Here is a 15,066-nt window from a genome sequence, read left to right on the forward strand (position 1 = left end):
GGGAGCTGGTGGAGGTCGACCACCGCGCAACACCCGTCGATCCATTCACCGGGCGTCACGAAGTGGCGCCCTGACAACCGTGTCGTGACGCTCGCCGGAGCCGGAGCCACTTGGCGACGCTGCCGGGCGGTCACGGTCGGGCGCCTACCGGGCAGGAGACCGGGGAGGTGTCAGGAGCGTTCTGCGGTGCCGGCCTCGACGAGTGGGCGTGCCGACCCGTCGGAGTCCCCGGTGATGCTCGGTGCCGGAGGGGTCGACGGCGAGGGCCGGGTCGAGGTTCCGGTCCACACCGCGGCCGCGGCCGCGGTGACCAGGCCTGCGCCGAGCACGTGCAGCGACACCAGGAGCTCCGGAACGCCGAGCGCGTACTGGATGCCACCCAGCGCGCCCTGGGCGAGCACGACCGCGACGAGCACCGCGAACCGGCGGCCCAGTGCGGCCGGGGCGGACACCGCGCGCAGCGCGAAACCCAGACCGACGAGGGTCCCGAGGTAGGCGAAGAGCAGGTCGGCGTGCAGTTGCGCGAGCAGCGGGACCCCGACGTCGAGGCGCGGGGTCGCGGCGTCGCCGGCGTGCGGCCCGGCCGCGGTGACCAGGGTCCCGGCGATCAGCAGCGCGACCAGCACCACCGTCGAGACGACGATCAGGCCGCGGACGGCGCCCGGGACGGTCCGGGTGGCCGCGACGTCGTCCTCACCGGCCGCGGAGACCAGGAGCACCGAGAGCCAGACCAGCACCATCGAGGCCAGGAAGTGCGGCATCACGCTCCACCAGGACAGGCCGGCGAGCACCGTGAACCCGCCGATCACGGCCTGGGCGACGACCCCGAGCGGCATCATCGCGGTCAGCAGGGTCAGGCGACGGCGACGCGGCCGGGTGAACAGCGCGGCGAGCAGGCAGGACCCGGCCACGAGCACGACCGCGACACCGAGCAGCCGGTTGCCGAACTCGATCCACTGGATCAGCGGCGCGATCTCCGGGTGCGGTGTCGGCACCAGGCTGCCCGGGTTGCACTGGGGCCAGGTGGGGCAGCCGAGCCCGGAGCCGGTCACCCGGACCACCGAGCCGGTCACCGCGATCCCGATCTGCGCCACCAGGTTGCCGATCGCGAGCCGTCGCATCAGGGCCGGCGGCGTCGCGGGAATCCGGGAGACGAGGGAAGGTCTGACCACGCCGTCGATGGTAGGCCGGTCGCTCGCGCACCCCGACCTGGAGGGGGCTGCGGGGTCCGGTCCCGAGCGGAACCCTCGGGACGCCCGGGTGAGCGAGGGGACCCCTCGGGACACCTGCGTCGGTGGCACGGGTGAGCGGGGCCGGGTGGGGCGTACCGGCCCGGGCTCAGCGCCAGCGGACGGTGCGGGCCGCGACCAGGCCGGCGACCACGGCCCACCCGACGAGGACGAGGACCGGTCCGGTCCCGGGGGCCGCGCCCTCGACCATCGTCGCGCGCAGGGCCTCGGCCAGGGCGCCGGAGGGCAGGAACTGCGCCACCACGGCGATCGGGCCCGGCAGCATCGAGAGCGGGATCACGATTCCGCCTGCCAGCAGCAGCACGAACCAGATCACGTTCGCCAGGGCCAGGACGATCTCCGCCCGCAACGTGCCGCCGAGCAGGATCCCGAGCGCCCCGAACGCGGCCGCGCCCAGCAGTACCGACACGGCGGCGCCGAGGAGGTTCGCCCCGCCCGCCATCTCCGAGGGACGCCAGCCGATCAGGGCGGCCACCACGCACAACAGGACGACCTGGATCACGACGACCGCCAGCACCGCCACCAGACGCCCGGTGACGAGCAGCCAGCGCGGCAGCGCGGTCGCGGCGAGCCGGCGCAGCACGCCGTAGCGGCGGTCGAACCCGAGCGCGATCGCCTGGCTGGTGAACGCCGACGACATCACGGCCAGCGCCAGGATCGACGGCAGCACCGAGCCGACGCGCGGCTGTGCCACCTGTGACGGGGGCACCGGCAGCAGCGGGATCAGGCTCAGGCCGAACAGCAGCACGACCGGGATCAGCAGTGTGAGCAGGACCTGCTCGCCGTTGCGCAGCGCCAGCCGGGTCTCGATGCCGGCCTGGGCGCGCAGCATCCCGAGCAGCGGACCGCGGGCCGGGTTCGGGGCGAACGTGCCCTCGGTGAACGTGGGTGGAGGTGTGCTCATCAGCGCAGCTCCCGTCCGGTCAGGTCCAGGAACACGTCTTCCAGGCTGCGGCGCGCGACCTGGACGTCGTCGGCCATCACGCCCTGGTCGGCGCACCAGGAGGTGATCGCCGACAGCGCGGCCGGGTCGATCCGGCCCTGCACCAGGTAGCGCCCGGGCAGCGTCTCCGACGTCGCGTAGCCGACCGGCAGCCGGGTGTCGAGGTGGTCGAGGTCCATCCCCGGACGGGCGCGGAAGCGCAGCTCCTGCTGGTCGCCCGCGGTGAGCTGGGCCGGGCTGCCGTGCGCGACGACGCGTCCGTGGTCGATGATCACCACGTCGTCGGCCAGCGCCTCGGCCTCCTCCATCAGGTGCGTGGTGAGCAGCACCGCGACGCCGTCCCGGCGCAGCGAGGTGACCAGCTGCCAGACCAGGTGCCGGGCCTGCGGGTCCATCCCCGCGGTCGGCTCGTCGAGGAACACCAGCTCGGGACGCCCGACGATGGCGCAGGCCAGCGCCAGGCGCTGCTGCTCGCCGCCGGAGAGCCGCTTGTAGGTGGTCCGGGCGTGCTCACGCAGCCCGAGGACGTCGAGCAGCCAGTCGGGGTCGAGCGGGTTCGCCGAGCAGGACGCGACCAGGTGCAGCATCTCGCCCGCCTTGACGCCGGGATAGGCGCCGCCGCCCTGGGGCATCGCGCCGATCCGGGCCCGCACCGCCTCCGACGACGGCGCGCGGCCGAGCACCCGGACCTCGCCGGCGTCGGCGGCGGTGAGCCCGGAGCAGATCTCGACGGTGGTGGTCTTGCCTGCGCCGTTCGGGCCGAGCAGGGCCAGCACCGACGCGGCCGGGACCTCCAGGTCGATGCCGTCCACCGCCGTCGTCGCCCCGTAGCGCTTGACCAGGCCGCGGACCGATACTGCGGGGCCCGGCACCGCCGGCTCGGACGGGCTCGGACGTGTGGCGCTCACGAGGCGGATTCTAGAGAGGGCGACCGGTCCGCCTCCCGGACGGGCGTCCGCAGCTCCCGGCGCACCCACAGCAGGGCGACGGCGAACACCACCATCCCGGCGATGATCGCCAACGGGAGCTGGAACGCCCGGAAGATGAAGTCCGCACCGGTCGGGGGGACCACCAGCGCGAGCACGGCGGAGAGCCCGAGCACGGCGCGGCGGTAGTAGGGCATCGCGCGGGTGGCGGTCAGCGGGATCACCGCCCAGAGCAGGTACCAGGGGTGCACGACCGGTCCGAGCAGCACGACCGCACCCAGGCCGGCGCCGACGCCGACGATCGGCTCGATCTTCCCGCGCAGGCAGGCGAACAGCAGCCACAGGCAGACCAGGGAGAACGCGACACCGCCGAGCAGCCGGGTCAGCGACAACGCGGAGTCGGTGTGGTCGCCCAGCCCGGCGAGCTTGCCGATCTGCCCGGAGAGCAGGCCCAGGTCGGTCGAGACCGACATCCAGCTGCGGATCTCGCCGGGCGCCGACAGGCCCTTGAGCCAGTTGAAGCCGAGCCCGGTGCCGACGCTGTAGATCGTGAACACCACCCCGGCCACCGCGGTGAGCGCGCCGCCGACGACCGCCCAGTCCTTGACGCTGCCGCCGCGTCGCCGGATCAGGTAGACCCCGACGAAGCCGAGCGCGAGCAGGGCGGGCAGCTTCACCGACGCCGCCGAGACGATGAACACGGCGCCGAGCAACCACCTCCACGGTGGTTGCACCGTGTCGTCCTCGCCCAGGGCCAGGTGCAGGCCGACCAGCATCAGGCCGATCATCACCGACTCGTTGTGAATGCCGCTGACCAGGTGGAACAGCACGAGCGGGTTCGCCGCCCCGAGCCACAGCACCAGGCCCGGGTCGAGGCCGGCCCGGCGGGCGAGCTTGGGCAGCATCCAGACGATCAGCCCGAGGCCGAGCAGCGCGAGGATGCGGTGCTCGAGCACGCCGAGCACCGCGTTCTCCCCGCTGATCGCGGTGATCACGCGGCCGAGCCCGAGGAAGAGCGGCCCGTAGGGGGCCGGGGTGTCCCGCCAGACCGTCGGGATACCGCTGACCAGCGGGTCGGCGATACCGAGGGCCTGGGCCGGGCCGATGATGTAGGGGTCGATGCCGCGGGCGAGCGTCGCGCTCTGGGCGAGGTAGCTGTAGATGTCCTTGGTGAACATCGGCGGGGCCAGCGCCAGCGGGACCGCCCAGAGCAGCCCGGTGCGCACCAGCTCGCGCCGCTCCGGGGCCGGTGCCACGGCGCCGCGGGCGGTGAGCATCCGGCCGATCCACAGCCAGGCGAGCACGACCATCCCGAGGCCGGCGTAGGTGATCGCGATCGAGGCGGTGACGTTGCGTCCGGGCAGCCCGAGCACCCGCAGGCCGTTGAGCGGGTTCGGGACCGGGAACGCCCCGGAGCCCAGTGCGCTGATCGCCATCAGCAGCGAGCCGGTCAGCCCGAGCCGGCGCGCGATGCGGGCCTGCTCGCGCAGCGGGCGGCGGAACCGGCTCGCGCTCTGCGGCGCGGACCCGGCCGTCGACGCGGCGGGAGGGGTGTCCCGCTCGGGCGGGGCGACCTCGGGCGTCACCATGGGAGCAGGTTAGTAGGGGTGCCGAACGGCCCCGGGTACCGGTCCGGCGGTGACCCGGGTCACGAGTACGGGGGCCGCCTTTGCTGCGTGGCCGGATATAGGCAACACTGATGTTGTGAAAACGGATCGGACGCCCGACGCGACCCCCGCGTCGCACGACCCTGCCTGCGGGCACGGGCCGGACGTCGGCGTCCCGTCCTCCGGCGAGGGGCGCACCCGGGCCGCGGTGGCCCGCCTGCTGATGGAGCAGGGCCCGGTGACCGCGTTGTCGGTCGCGAGCGAGCTGGAACTGTCCGGGCCGGCCGTGCGCCGTCACCTGGACGCCATGATCGCCGACGGCGAGGCGGACGCCCGCCGCCCGTCGGCCACCGCACGCCCGCGGGGGCGCGGGCGCCCGGCCAAGGAGTACGTCCTGACCGACGCCGGCCGTGTGCGGTTCGGCCACGGCTACGACGACCTCGCGACGTCGGCGCTGCGGTTCCTGGCCGAGCAGGCCGGGCCCGGCGCCGTCGATGCGTTCGCCCGCAGGCGGGTCGCGGACCTGCTGGGTCCCGACCGCGCCGAGATCACCGCCCCGGACGCCCCGCAGGAGCGTGCCGATGCGCTGGCCAGGGTCCTCTCGGCCCGTGGCTACGCTGCACAGGCACGCCACGGGGGGCGCGGGGTTCAGCTGTGCCAGCACCACTGCCCGGTGGCGCACGTCGCCGCCGAGTTCCCGGAGCTCTGCGAGGCCGAGACGAAGGCCTTCGCCGAGCTGCTGGGCACGCACGTGCAGCGACTGGCCACGATCGCGCGCGGCGACGCCGCGTGCACCACACACGTCCCGCTCGAGGATCCCGAACTCCTCGCGCGGGCACGGGACAGGGAACACGCTCCGGCCGCGGCCGGCGAGACGGTTCCACCGCCACGGTCCCCGAAAGGGAGGCAGTCCGAATGACGGCCACTCATGATGTGAAGCCAGAGCTCACCCAGGAGGAGACGCTCGCGACGCTCGGGCGGTACGAGTTCGGCTGGTCCGACTCCGACGCCGCAGGCGCGACCGCGCGACGCGGTCTGTCCTCCGACGTCGTCGCGAACATCTCCCAGCTCAAGAGCGAGCCGGAGTGGATGCTCGAGTTCCGCCAGAAGGCGCTCGACATCTTCGGTCGCAAGCCGATGCCGCGGTGGGGTTCCGACCTGTCCGGCATCGACTTCGACAACATCAAGTACTTCGTGCGCTCCTCGGAGAAGCAGGCCGCCACCTGGGACGACCTTCCCGAGGACATCAAGAACACCTACGACAAGCTGGGGATCCCGGAGGCCGAGAAGGCCCGCCTGGTCTCCGGTGTCGCCGCCCAGTACGAGTCCGAGGTCGTCTACCACTCGATCCGCGAGGACCTCGAGGAGCAGGGCGTCATCTTCCTGGACACCGACACGGCGCTCAAGGAGCACCCGGAGCTGTTCCGGGAGTACTTCGGCTCGGTGATCCCGTCCGGGGACAACAAGTTCTCCGCGCTGAACTCGGCGGTGTGGTCCGGCGGCTCGTTCATCTACGTGCCGAAGGGTGTGCACGTCGACATCCCGCTGCAGGCCTACTTCCGGATCAACACCGAGAACATGGGCCAGTTCGAGCGGACGCTGATCATCGTCGACGAGGGTGCCTACGTGCACTACGTCGAGGGCTGCACGGCGCCGATCTACACCTCGGACTCGCTGCACTCGGCCGTCGTCGAGATCGTCGTGAAGAAGGGCGGCCGCTGCCGCTACACGACGATCCAGAACTGGTCGAACAACGTCTACAACCTGGTCACCAAGCGCGCCAAGGCCGAAGAGGGCGCGACCATGGAGTGGGTCGACGGCAACATCGGCTCCAAGGTGACCATGAAGTACCCGGCCGTCTGGCTGATGGGCGAGCACGCCAAGGGCGAGGTCCTCTCGATCGCGTTCGCGGGCGAGGGCCAGCACCAGGACGCCGGCGCGAAGATGGTCCACATGGCGCCGAACACGTCGTCGACGATCATCTCGAAGTCGGTGGCCCGCGGCGGTGGTCGCACCTCCTACCGGGGCCTGGTCCAGGTCAACGCGCGGGCGAAGAACTCGCGCTCGACGGTGAAGTGCGACGCGCTGCTGGTCGACACCATCTCTCGTTCGGACACCTACCCCTACGTGGACGTGCGCACCGACGACGTGTCGATGGGTCACGAGGCCACGGTGTCCAAGGTCAGCGAGGACCAGCTCTTCTACCTGATGAGCCGCGGTCTGACCGAGGACGAGGCCATGGCGATGGTCGTGCGCGGGTTCGTCGAGCCCATCGCGCGCGAGCTGCCCATGGAGTACGCGCTGGAACTGAACCGGCTCATCGAACTGCAGATGGAGGGCTCTGTCGGATGACCACCGAGGTTTCTGGTCTTGCACCCGAGCTGAAGGGTGCGAAAGAGGGCCAGGGCGAGGTCCCGATCGCCTCTGCGGGCGAGCGGTTCCAGTCGTTCGACGTGAACGCGTTCGAGGTGCCCGGCGGCCGCGAGGAGAACTGGCGCTTCACGCCGATGCGCCGTCTCCGCGGCCTGCACGACGGCACGGCCGCGTTCGACGGCACCGCCGCCATCTCCGTGACGGAGACGGGCGGGGTGACCGTCGAGACGGTCGGGCGTGACGACTCCCGGCTCGGCGAGGCCGGAGTGCCCGCCGACCGCGTCGCCGCGGCTGCCTGGTCGTCGTTCCGCGAGGCCACCGTCGTCTCGCTGGACGGGACGCCGGACCCCGTGACGGTCACCGTCGAGGGCCCCGGCGTGGGCGCCACGGCGGCGTCGCACCTGCAGATCCGCACCACCCCGAACACCGAGGCCACCGTCGTGGTGGTCCGTCAGGGGTCCGGCGCGCTGGCGGACAACCTGGAGGTCGTGCTGGCCGAGGCCTCGAGGCTGACGCTGGTCGTCACCGAGGAGTGGGCCGACGACGCGGTGCACGTGGGCGCCGAGCACCTGTCCATCGGCAAGGACGCGACGCTGCGCGGCACCGCGGTGCAGCTCGGCGGTGACCTGGTGCGGGTCAGCTCGACCATCCGCTACGCGGCTCCCGGCGGCGACGCCGAGCTGCTCGGCCTCGGTTTCGCCGACGGCGGGCAGCACCTGGAGCAGCGCCTGCTGGTCGACCACGCGCAGCCGAACTGCACGTCGAACGTGTTCTACAAGAACGCGCTGCAGACCAACGACGCCAACGACCCGGCGCACACGGTCTGGATCGGAGACGTGCTGATCCGGGCGGCCGCGGAGAACACGCGGACGTTCGAGTTCAACCGGAACCTGGTGCTCACCGAGCACGCGCGTGCCGACTCGGTCCCGAACCTGGAGATCGAGACCGGCGAGATCGCCGGCGCCGGGCACGCGAGCACCACCGGTCGCTTCGACGACGAGCAGCTGTTCTACCTGCAGAGCCGGGGCATCCCGGAGCGCGACGCCCGACGTCTGGTCGTGCGCGCGTTCTTCCACGAGATCCTGCACAAGATCAAGCTGCCGGAGCTGCGCGAGCGCCTGGAAGAGGCCGTCGAGGCCGAACTGGCCGTCACCGGCGTCTGAGTTCCCGGCCTCCCACCACACTTTCGACGAACGACGGAGCGACGAGTACATGTCCACCTTGGAGATCAAGGACCTGCACGCCTCGGTGACCACCGAGGACGGGCCGAAGGAGATCCTGCGCGGGGTCAACCTCACGATCCGCGCGGGCGAGACGCACGCGATCATGGGCCCGAACGGGTCCGGCAAGTCCACGCTGGCCTACGCCATCGCCGGGCACCCGAAGTACGAGACCACCTCGGGCGAGGTGCTCCTCGACGGCGAGAACGTCCTGGAGATGACCGTCGACGAGCGGGCGCGGGCCGGGCTGTTCCTGGCCATGCAGTACCCGGTCGAGGTCCCCGGCGTGTCGATGGCGAACTTCCTGCGCAGCGCGGCCACCGCGACGCGCGGCGAGGCGCCGAAGCTGCGCACCTGGGTCAAGGAGGTGAAGTCCGCGATGAGCGATCTCGACATCGACGCGGAGTTCGCCGACCGCTCGGTCAACGAGGGCTTCTCCGGCGGTGAGAAGAAGCGCCACGAGGTGCTCCAGCTCGCGCTGCTGAACCCGAAGATCGCGGTGCTCGACGAGACCGACTCCGGCCTCGACGTCGACGCGCTGCGCGTGGTGTCCGAGGGCATCAACCGCTACCGCGCCAGCGGCGAGAACGGCGTCCTGCTGATCACGCACTACACGCGGATCCTGAACCACATCAAGCCGGACAAGGTGCACGTGTTCGCCGGCGGGAAGATCGTCGAGTCCGGCGGTCCCGAGCTGGCCGACGAGCTCGAGGCGAACGGCTACGTGCGGTTCACCGGCGCCGAGGCCGCGTCCGTCGAGTCCGGGCTGGCGAACGCGCGATGACCGCGGTGTCGGCGCCCCGCGTCGGCGCCGGTGGTCCGGGATCCGGCGTGGACGTCGCGCGCATCCGGGAGGACTTCCCGATCCTGGCGCGCACCGTGCGCGAGGACCGGCCCCTGGTCTACCTGGACTCCGGGGCCACCTCGCAGCGCCCGCGCCAGGTGCTCGACGCCGAGCGTGAGTTCCTCGAGAACCACAACGCGGCCGTGCACCGCGGCGCGCACCAGCTCGCCGAGGAGGCCACCGACGCCTACGAGTCCGCCCGCGAGCGGATCGCGGCGTTCGTCGGGGCGATGACCCACGAGGTGGTGTTCGTCAAGAACGCCACCGAGGGGATCAACCTGGTCGCCTACGCGTTCGGCAACGCCTCGGTGCGCACCGGACTGACCGAGGAGTCCGAGCGGTTCGCGCTCTCGCCCGGCGACGAGATCGTGGTCACCGAGCTGGAGCACCACGCGAACCTGGTGCCCTGGCAGGAGCTGTGCCGGCGGACCGGCGCGACCCTGCGCTGGTACTCGGTCACCGACGACGGCCGGATCGACCTCGACTCGCTCGAGCTCACCGACCGGACCAAGGTCGTCGCCTTCACCCACCAGTCCAACGTCACCGGCGCCGTCGCGCCGGTCGACGAGCTGGTGCGCCGGGCGCAGGCGGTCGGTGCGCTGACCGTGCTCGACGCGTGCCAGTCGGTGCCGCACATGCCGGTCGACCTGCACGCGCTCGGCGTCGACTACGCGGTGTTCTCCGGGCACAAGATGCTCGGGCCCTCCGGGGTCGGCGTGCTCTGGGGCCGCTCGGAGCTGCTGCAGGCGATGCCGCCGTTCCTCACCGGCGGCTCGATGATCGAGACGGTGCGGATGGAGGCGACCACCTACGCCCCGCCGCCGCAGCGCTTCGAGGCCGGCGTCCCGATGACCTCGCAGGCCGTGGGCCTGGGCGCGGCCGTGGACTACCTGCGGCTGATCGGGATGGACGCGGTCGCCGCGCACGAGGCCGAGCTGACCCGGGTCGCGCTGGACGGGCTGCGCGACGTGCCGGGGGTGCGGCTGGTCGGGCCGGACAACACGACCGAGCGCGGGGGAGCGGTCTCCTTCGTCGTGGACGGGGTGCACGCGCACGACCTCGGGCAGGTGCTCGACGACCGCGGCATCGCGATCCGGGTCGGGCACCACTGCGCGTGGCCGCTGCACCGCCGCTACGGCATCGTGGCGACGGCGCGGGCGTCGTTCGCGGTGTACAACACGGTGGACGAGGCCGCACAGCTCGCCGACGGCATCCGGGCGGCCCAGGACTTCTTCGGAGTTGGTCGTTGATGCAGCTTCAGCAGATGTACCAGGAGATCATCCTGGACCACTACCGGCAGCCGCACGGCTCCGGCCTGCGCGAGCCCTACGACGCCGAGACCCACCACGTGAACCCGACGTGCGGCGACGAGGTGACCCTGCGGGTGAAGCTGGACGACGCCGCCGAGACCGTGGTCGACGTCTCCTACGACACGCTGGGCTGCTCGATCAGCCAGGCGTCGGTCTCGGTGCTCAACGACCTGGTCGTCGGGCGCAGCGTGGCCGACTCGATGCGGATCCTGGACGCGTTCCAGGAGATGGCGCAGAGTCGTGGCAAGGTCGAGCCGGACGAGGACGTGCTCGGCGACGGCGTCGCGTTCGCGGGCGTCGCGAAGTACCCTGCGCGGGTCAAGTGCGCGCTGCTGGGCTGGATGGCGTTCAAGGACGCCGTCAGCCGTACCCCCGCCGCTGTGTCGACCGCCGCTGTGTCAACCGACGCTGTGTCAACCGACGCTGTGTCAACCGACGCTGTGTCAACCGAACCGGGCTCGGCCGACCGGGCCGAGAAGCAGGACCAGAAGGGACCCGTGGGATGAGCGAGACCACCCAGGAAACGCAGAGCACGGAGACCGGGACCGCTACCGAGGACGAGGTGGTGCGCGGTGCGGCCGGGATGCCCGAGCCGCCCGCCGCGGACGGCGACACCCCCTCCCAGGACGACCTGGAGGAGGCCATGAAGGACGTCGTCGACCCCGAGCTCGGGATCAACGTCGTCGACCTCGGCCTCGTCTACGGCCTCGGTGTCGAGGGGAGAACCGCGGTCATCGACATGACGCTGACCTCGGCCGCCTGCCCGCTGACCGACGTGATCGAGGAGCAGGCCCGCTCCGCGCTCACCGCCGACGGCATGGTCGAGGACATCCGGATCAACTGGGTCTGGATGCCGCCGTGGGGCCCGGAGAAGATCACCGACGACGGACGCGAGCAGCTGCGCGCACTCGGCTTCCGCGTCTAGGAACTTCCGCAGCACCCCGGTGGTCGCCGGGACGGACCCCCTCCGTCCCGGCGATCATCGCTGTCCGGGGTCGGTGGGGAACGGCGCCGGGCTCAGCTCGGGAACAGGTCGGCGAGACGGTCGTCGAGGCCCGCCACGAGCGCCGTGTCGATCCCGAACTCGGTCTCGAGCACGTCCCGGATCTCTCCCGGTGACTCCAGCTCCCGGCGCTCGCTGGGCCCGCCGAGGTGGTGCACGGTGAACGCCCGCCCACCCAGCGCGCGCCGCCGGTCCTCGCCCGGCAGCGCCGCGATCAGGTTCGCCCGGAACGGCGAGTCGGGGTGGTGCGCGAGGTACCAGTTGCCCATCTCGTAGTCGACCTGCGGCGCCGGGACCAGGTCGAACGTGTAGAGCGGGCGCCACCGGTCGGTGCGCGCGGTCGTCGTCCAGGTGTCGCCGTCGCGGTGCAGGCGGTAGGGCTCCAGCGGGGTCTCCTGCTCCACCTCCGGTTCCAGCGCGAGCACGCCGGTGGGTGTCATCCCGCCGAACCCGACGTCGGCCAGGAACGACCCCTGCGCCAGTTCGACCCGCAGCAGCATGTGGGTGCGCGTGGTCGGCGGGGCGTCGTCGGGCAGCATCCAGCGCACCCGTGCCGCGAGGCCGGTGACGTCGTAGCCGAGCGCGTCGAGGTGGGTCCGCAGCAGGCCGTTGTGCTCGAAGCACCAGCCCCCGCGCCGGCTCCGCACCAGCTTGGCCGTCAGCGCGTCGGCATCGATGCCGGGCTCGACGCCGGTGAGCGGGTCGAGGCCCTCGAACGGGATCGTCGTGGCGTGGCCGGTGACGATCCGGCGCAGGGTCGCCAGGTCCGGCTCCGCCGCGTCCGGCACCCCTATCCGGTCGAGGTAGGCGGCGAGGGCCGGGGGACGCGCGTCCGTCATGGGCGACAGCCTGCCGTGCGGGGGCCGGTGCGGGTCAAGGACACGACGGCCCGGTCGGCGCTCAGGTCTCCCTGGCCCCGCGCAGCGCCCATGCCTTGAGGTGGGAGTAGCCGCGGGTGTTCTTCGGCGCCAGGCGGCGCAGGTCGAACCGCGGGTCGTCGGAGAGCACCCCGGCCACCTCCCGGTCGACCAGCACCGTGTCCGGCCGCGCCTCCGAGGTCAGGCGCGCGGCCAGGTTGACGACCTCGCCGTAGACGTCGCCATAGCGGGTCAGCACCATCCCGTGCGCCAGCCCGATCCGCAGCTGCGGCAGTGACGGCTCGATCCGGACCCGGTCCCGCAGGCCGAGTGCGATCGCGGCGGCGTCGGCGGGGTGCTCGGTGACGAACAGGACCTCGTCACCGACCGTCTTGATGATGCGCCCGCGGCCGTCCGCGATCACCTCGTTCGTGACGGCGCCGAAACGCCCGATCATCTCGCCGAGCTCGTCCATGGTGCGGCGCCGGGTCGTGCGGGTGAAGCCGACCATGTCGGCGAACCCGACCGAGAGCGGCCAGGTGTCGGCCCGGAGCGTGCCCGGGTCGGCCTGCTGCGCCCCGGCGATCCAGCGCGAGGCGGTCGCGGCGAGGTGGCGGCGCCACACGTAGGACTGCATCTGCTCGAGCTCGGGCAGCACCTCGGCGGCCAGCCGGGCCGCACCGCGCGGGCGCAGCTCGCCGACGTTGGCGGCCACCACCTGCGCCAGCATCCCGATCTGCCACTCGGCCAGGCGCGACATCGACTGCGCGACCGCGCGCGCGACGGCCTCGCGCACCCCGGCGTCGGGCAGCCACTGCTGGCTCATCGTCGCGACGACCTTCGCGGACTCGACGTCGAGGCGGGTGAACACCCGCTCGTCGGGGCCGGAGTCCGGGAAGCCGAGCGAGCGCCAGAGCCGGTGCGCCTCCTCGGTGTCGAGCTCCGCGGCGGCGATCACCTCGTCCCGGGTGAACTCCCGGGGCGCGCCGAGGATGTACTCGTCGAGCACGGACTCGTCGAGGTCGCTCCAGTTGACCGAGCCCAGGTCGAGGCCGGGCTCCGGCTCGGCGGGGTCCTCGCTCCGGGCCGGCACGGCTCAGCTGGTGTGGACGACGAGGACGTCGACGCCTGCTCGGCGGGTGGCGTCCGCGGGCACCGAGCCCAGCAGCCGCCCGGACAGCGTGTTCAGCCCCTTGTTGCCGACGACCAGCAGGTCGGCGTGGTGGTCCTTGACGGCCTTGCGCAGCACGTCCATCGGGGCGCCGTCCTCGGCGTGGGTGCTGACCTTGCGGGCGCCGGCCTTGCCGGCCCGGTCGGAGGCCTCGCGCAGCGCGTCCTCGGCCGGGGTCCAGCCGACGACGAGGTAGGACTCGTCCTTGAGGGCGTCCTCCGCGGCGGCGGTGTCGTCGCGGCTGGTGGGGGTGTAGGCGGAGACGATGACGAGCTGGGCGTCGCTGTCGGCGGCGACGCCGGCCGCCCGTTCGACGGCGGCGAACGAGGTCGCGGACCCGTCGGTTCCGACGACGACGGTGCGGTATGCGGGCATGGGGAGCCTCCGTGTGGGGTGCACGTGCCCGGGGCACGAGGACCGGGGCGCTCTGCGCCGAGTGCAGGCAAGTTACTACGGGTAGTGCGGGTACTCGCCACCGACACCACGAAATCACTCGTCCAGGCTGCCCAACGGCCTGCCCGCAACGGCGGAACGCAGCATGCGCAGGCGCACCGGGGACGCGGCCGTCACCGACAGTGCCGCCATCGCGCGCAACGTCGCGCCCAGGTCGGCGCGCCCGGACAGGAACGCGGCGCGGTGGCGTCGCGGGAGGCGGAAGAACGCCTCGAAGAACGCCGGGACCAGGTGCGGTGGCAGGTCGAGCACGGTGCGCAGGCCGTGTCGGCGCAGCCGGTGCACGGCGCGGGCCCGGGCCGGCCAGAGCACCCCGGCGGCGGCCGCCGTCGCGTCGGCGGGGGAGCCGGGCAGGTGCGCGGCCAGGGCGTCGGCGAGCGCCGGGGCGAGGGTGAGCGCGGTCGCGACGCTGAAGCCGCTGGCCGGATGCACCAGCGGGGTGGCGGCGCCGAACGCGACCGGGTGCGCCGGGGCACGCGGCTCGTCGACCGGGAAGCGGACGTGCTCGGTCCGGGCCCCGTCCGGGACTTCCACGCCGTGCCGGCGCAGCCGCGTGTGCAGGCGGTCGCGCAGCTCGCTCAGGGGCAGTCCCGGGCGCCGCGCCAGCGACGTCTCCTCCAGCAGCACGGTGCCGTCGCCGTAGGGGACGGCGTAGAGGAACGTCGGCCACCCGGGGTGCCCGTGGTGCGGGCGCCAGTCCATGAACAACGCCTCGCCGGCTCCGAGCAGGGGGCCCGCGAGGTCGGCCGGGACGACGACGCCGTACGCGGTCTGCTCCGCGGCCGGCCCCGACCGGGACGGGCGCAGCGTGCTCGGCGCACCGGTGGCGTCGACGACGACGCCCGCGTGCAGGTCCCGGCCCCCGGCCAGCGTCACCGCGCCGGCCCGCACGGACACCGCCCGACCGGCGAGTACCGCCACCCCGGCCAGGCCCGCGTCGAGGTGCGCCCGCAGTCCGGCGGTGTCGAGCACGGCGTACGCGTCGTCGACGGTGTGCTCGCCGGTGCCGACCATGCGTGCACGGGAGCGGGACCCGATCGCGGAGACCGGCACCGTGTCCGGCAGGTCGTCGGCCCAGGCGCCGTAGGTGTGGCGCCAGAGCCTGTCGG

The 15,066-nt window shown here is 72.8% G+C and carries 14 protein-coding genes and 1 pseudogene; 7 read left to right on the plus strand and 8 right to left on the minus strand.

What is annotated here, in order from left to right; genetic code table 11:
• Window positions 1-170: 170 nt before the first annotated feature.
• From I4I78_RS19845 to mptB, 4 genes are all read right to left on the minus strand, one after another.
• A complete protein-coding gene (locus I4I78_RS19845) occupies window positions 171-1,172 on the minus strand; it encodes a COX15/CtaA family protein (RefSeq protein ID WP_308252237.1) in 1,002 nt (333 codons plus the stop codon).
• A gap of 166 nt (window positions 1,173-1,338) precedes the next feature.
• A complete protein-coding gene (locus I4I78_RS19850) occupies window positions 1,339-2,154 on the minus strand; it encodes an ABC transporter permease (RefSeq protein WP_218612902.1) in 816 nt (271 codons plus the stop codon).
• Window positions 2,154-3,065: an ABC transporter ATP-binding protein gene (locus tag I4I78_RS19855; RefSeq protein ID WP_218612915.1), complete on the minus strand. Its 912-nt coding sequence runs from the start codon at window positions 3,063-3,065 to the stop codon at window positions 2,154-2,156. The genes I4I78_RS19850 and I4I78_RS19855 overlap by 1 nt, the downstream gene beginning before the upstream one ends.
• Window positions 3,066-3,097: 32 nt before the next feature.
• On the minus strand, window positions 3,098-4,708 hold the full coding sequence (mptB, locus tag I4I78_RS19860) for a polyprenol phosphomannose-dependent alpha 1,6 mannosyltransferase MptB (protein ID WP_218612903.1): 1,611 nt from the start codon (window positions 4,706-4,708) through the stop codon (window positions 3,098-3,100).
• Between the two features lie 115 nt (window positions 4,709-4,823).
• On the opposite strand from mptB, the gene I4I78_RS19865 reads away from it, so the two are divergent.
• The 7 genes and pseudogenes from I4I78_RS19865 to I4I78_RS19895 all read left to right on the plus strand — a co-directional run bounded on the left by I4I78_RS19865 (window position 4,824) and on the right by I4I78_RS19895 (window position 11,398).
• The gene (locus I4I78_RS19865; RefSeq protein ID WP_374225890.1) at window positions 4,824-5,645 is read left to right on the plus strand and encodes a helix-turn-helix transcriptional regulator; all 822 of its coding nucleotides are present in this window, start codon (window positions 4,824-4,826) and stop codon (window positions 5,643-5,645) included.
• Window positions 5,642-7,078 (plus strand): Fe-S cluster assembly protein SufB, encoded by a 1,437-nt coding sequence (gene sufB, locus I4I78_RS19870; RefSeq protein ID WP_218612904.1) that lies wholly within the window; start codon window positions 5,642-5,644, stop codon window positions 7,076-7,078. Before I4I78_RS19865 ends, sufB begins: the two co-directional genes overlap by 4 nt.
• The gene (sufD, locus tag I4I78_RS19875) at window positions 7,075-8,262 is read left to right on the plus strand and encodes a Fe-S cluster assembly protein SufD (RefSeq protein WP_218612905.1); all 1,188 of its coding nucleotides are present in this window, start codon (window positions 7,075-7,077) and stop codon (window positions 8,260-8,262) included. Before sufB ends, sufD begins: the two co-directional genes overlap by 4 nt.
• Before the next feature lie 49 nt (window positions 8,263-8,311).
• A complete protein-coding gene (gene sufC / locus I4I78_RS19880; protein WP_218612906.1) occupies window positions 8,312-9,103 on the plus strand; it encodes a Fe-S cluster assembly ATPase SufC in 792 nt (263 codons plus the stop codon).
• Entirely contained in the window at window positions 9,100-10,413 is a 1,314-nt protein-coding gene (locus I4I78_RS19885; RefSeq protein WP_218612907.1) for a cysteine desulfurase, read from the plus strand. Before sufC ends, I4I78_RS19885 begins: the two co-directional genes overlap by 4 nt.
• Window positions 10,413-10,865: pseudogene (gene sufU, locus I4I78_RS19890) on the plus strand (Fe-S cluster assembly sulfur transfer protein SufU); the annotation flags it as partial. The gene I4I78_RS19885 and the pseudogene sufU, both read left to right, overlap by 1 nt.
• Before the next feature lie 110 nt (window positions 10,866-10,975).
• Window positions 10,976-11,398, plus strand: coding sequence for a metal-sulfur cluster assembly factor (locus tag I4I78_RS19895; RefSeq protein ID WP_218612909.1), 423 nt, complete (start codon window positions 10,976-10,978; stop codon window positions 11,396-11,398).
• Between the two features lie 92 nt (window positions 11,399-11,490).
• On the opposite strand, the gene I4I78_RS19900 is transcribed toward I4I78_RS19895, so the two are convergent.
• From I4I78_RS19900 to I4I78_RS19915, 4 genes are all read right to left on the minus strand, one after another.
• A complete protein-coding gene (locus I4I78_RS19900) occupies window positions 11,491-12,315 on the minus strand; it encodes an arylamine N-acetyltransferase (RefSeq protein ID WP_218612910.1) in 825 nt (274 codons plus the stop codon).
• Window positions 12,316-12,376: 61 nt separating this feature from the next.
• Window positions 12,377-13,426 (minus strand): adenylate/guanylate cyclase domain-containing protein, encoded by a 1,050-nt coding sequence (locus I4I78_RS19905; RefSeq protein ID WP_218612911.1) that lies wholly within the window; start codon window positions 13,424-13,426, stop codon window positions 12,377-12,379.
• 3 nt (window positions 13,427-13,429) lie between these two features.
• Complete coding sequence (locus I4I78_RS19910) at window positions 13,430-13,879, minus strand: universal stress protein (protein WP_218612912.1); 450 nt, start codon at window positions 13,877-13,879, stop codon at window positions 13,430-13,432.
• Between the two features lie 114 nt (window positions 13,880-13,993).
• The coding region (locus I4I78_RS19915; protein ID WP_218612913.1) for a lycopene cyclase family protein at window positions 13,994-15,066 on the minus strand (1,073 nt) is incomplete at its 5' end.

Origin of the sequence: Pseudonocardia sp. KRD291 (genome assembly GCF_019263595.1) — a bacterium.
Lineage (GTDB): Bacteria > Actinomycetota > Actinomycetes > Mycobacteriales > Pseudonocardiaceae > Pseudonocardia.

Excerpts from the sequence above, each read along its gene's own strand:
- I4I78_RS19885 (WP_218612907.1), top strand. The coding sequence starts at position 9,100 with ATGACCGCGGTGTCGGCGCCCCGCGTCGGCGCCGGTGGTCCGGGATCC.
- sufB (WP_218612904.1), top strand. The coding sequence starts at position 5,642 with ATGACGGCCACTCATGATGTGAAGCCAGAGCTCACCCAGGAGGAGACG.
- mptB (WP_218612903.1), bottom strand. The coding sequence starts at position 4,708 with ATGGTGACGCCCGAGGTCGCCCCGCCCGAGCGGGACACCCCTCCCGCC.
- I4I78_RS19850 (WP_218612902.1), bottom strand. The coding sequence starts at position 2,154 with ATGAGCACACCTCCACCCACGTTCACCGAGGGCACGTTCGCCCCGAAC.
- sufD (WP_218612905.1), top strand. The coding sequence starts at position 7,075 with ATGACCACCGAGGTTTCTGGTCTTGCACCCGAGCTGAAGGGTGCGAAA.
- I4I78_RS19900 (WP_218612910.1), bottom strand. The coding sequence starts at position 12,315 with ATGACGGACGCGCGTCCCCCGGCCCTCGCCGCCTACCTCGACCGGATA.
- sufC (WP_218612906.1), top strand. The coding sequence starts at position 8,312 with ATGTCCACCTTGGAGATCAAGGACCTGCACGCCTCGGTGACCACCGAG.
- I4I78_RS19910 (WP_218612912.1), bottom strand. The coding sequence starts at position 13,879 with ATGCCCGCATACCGCACCGTCGTCGTCGGAACCGACGGGTCCGCGACC.
- I4I78_RS19895 (WP_218612909.1), top strand. The coding sequence starts at position 10,976 with ATGAGCGAGACCACCCAGGAAACGCAGAGCACGGAGACCGGGACCGCT.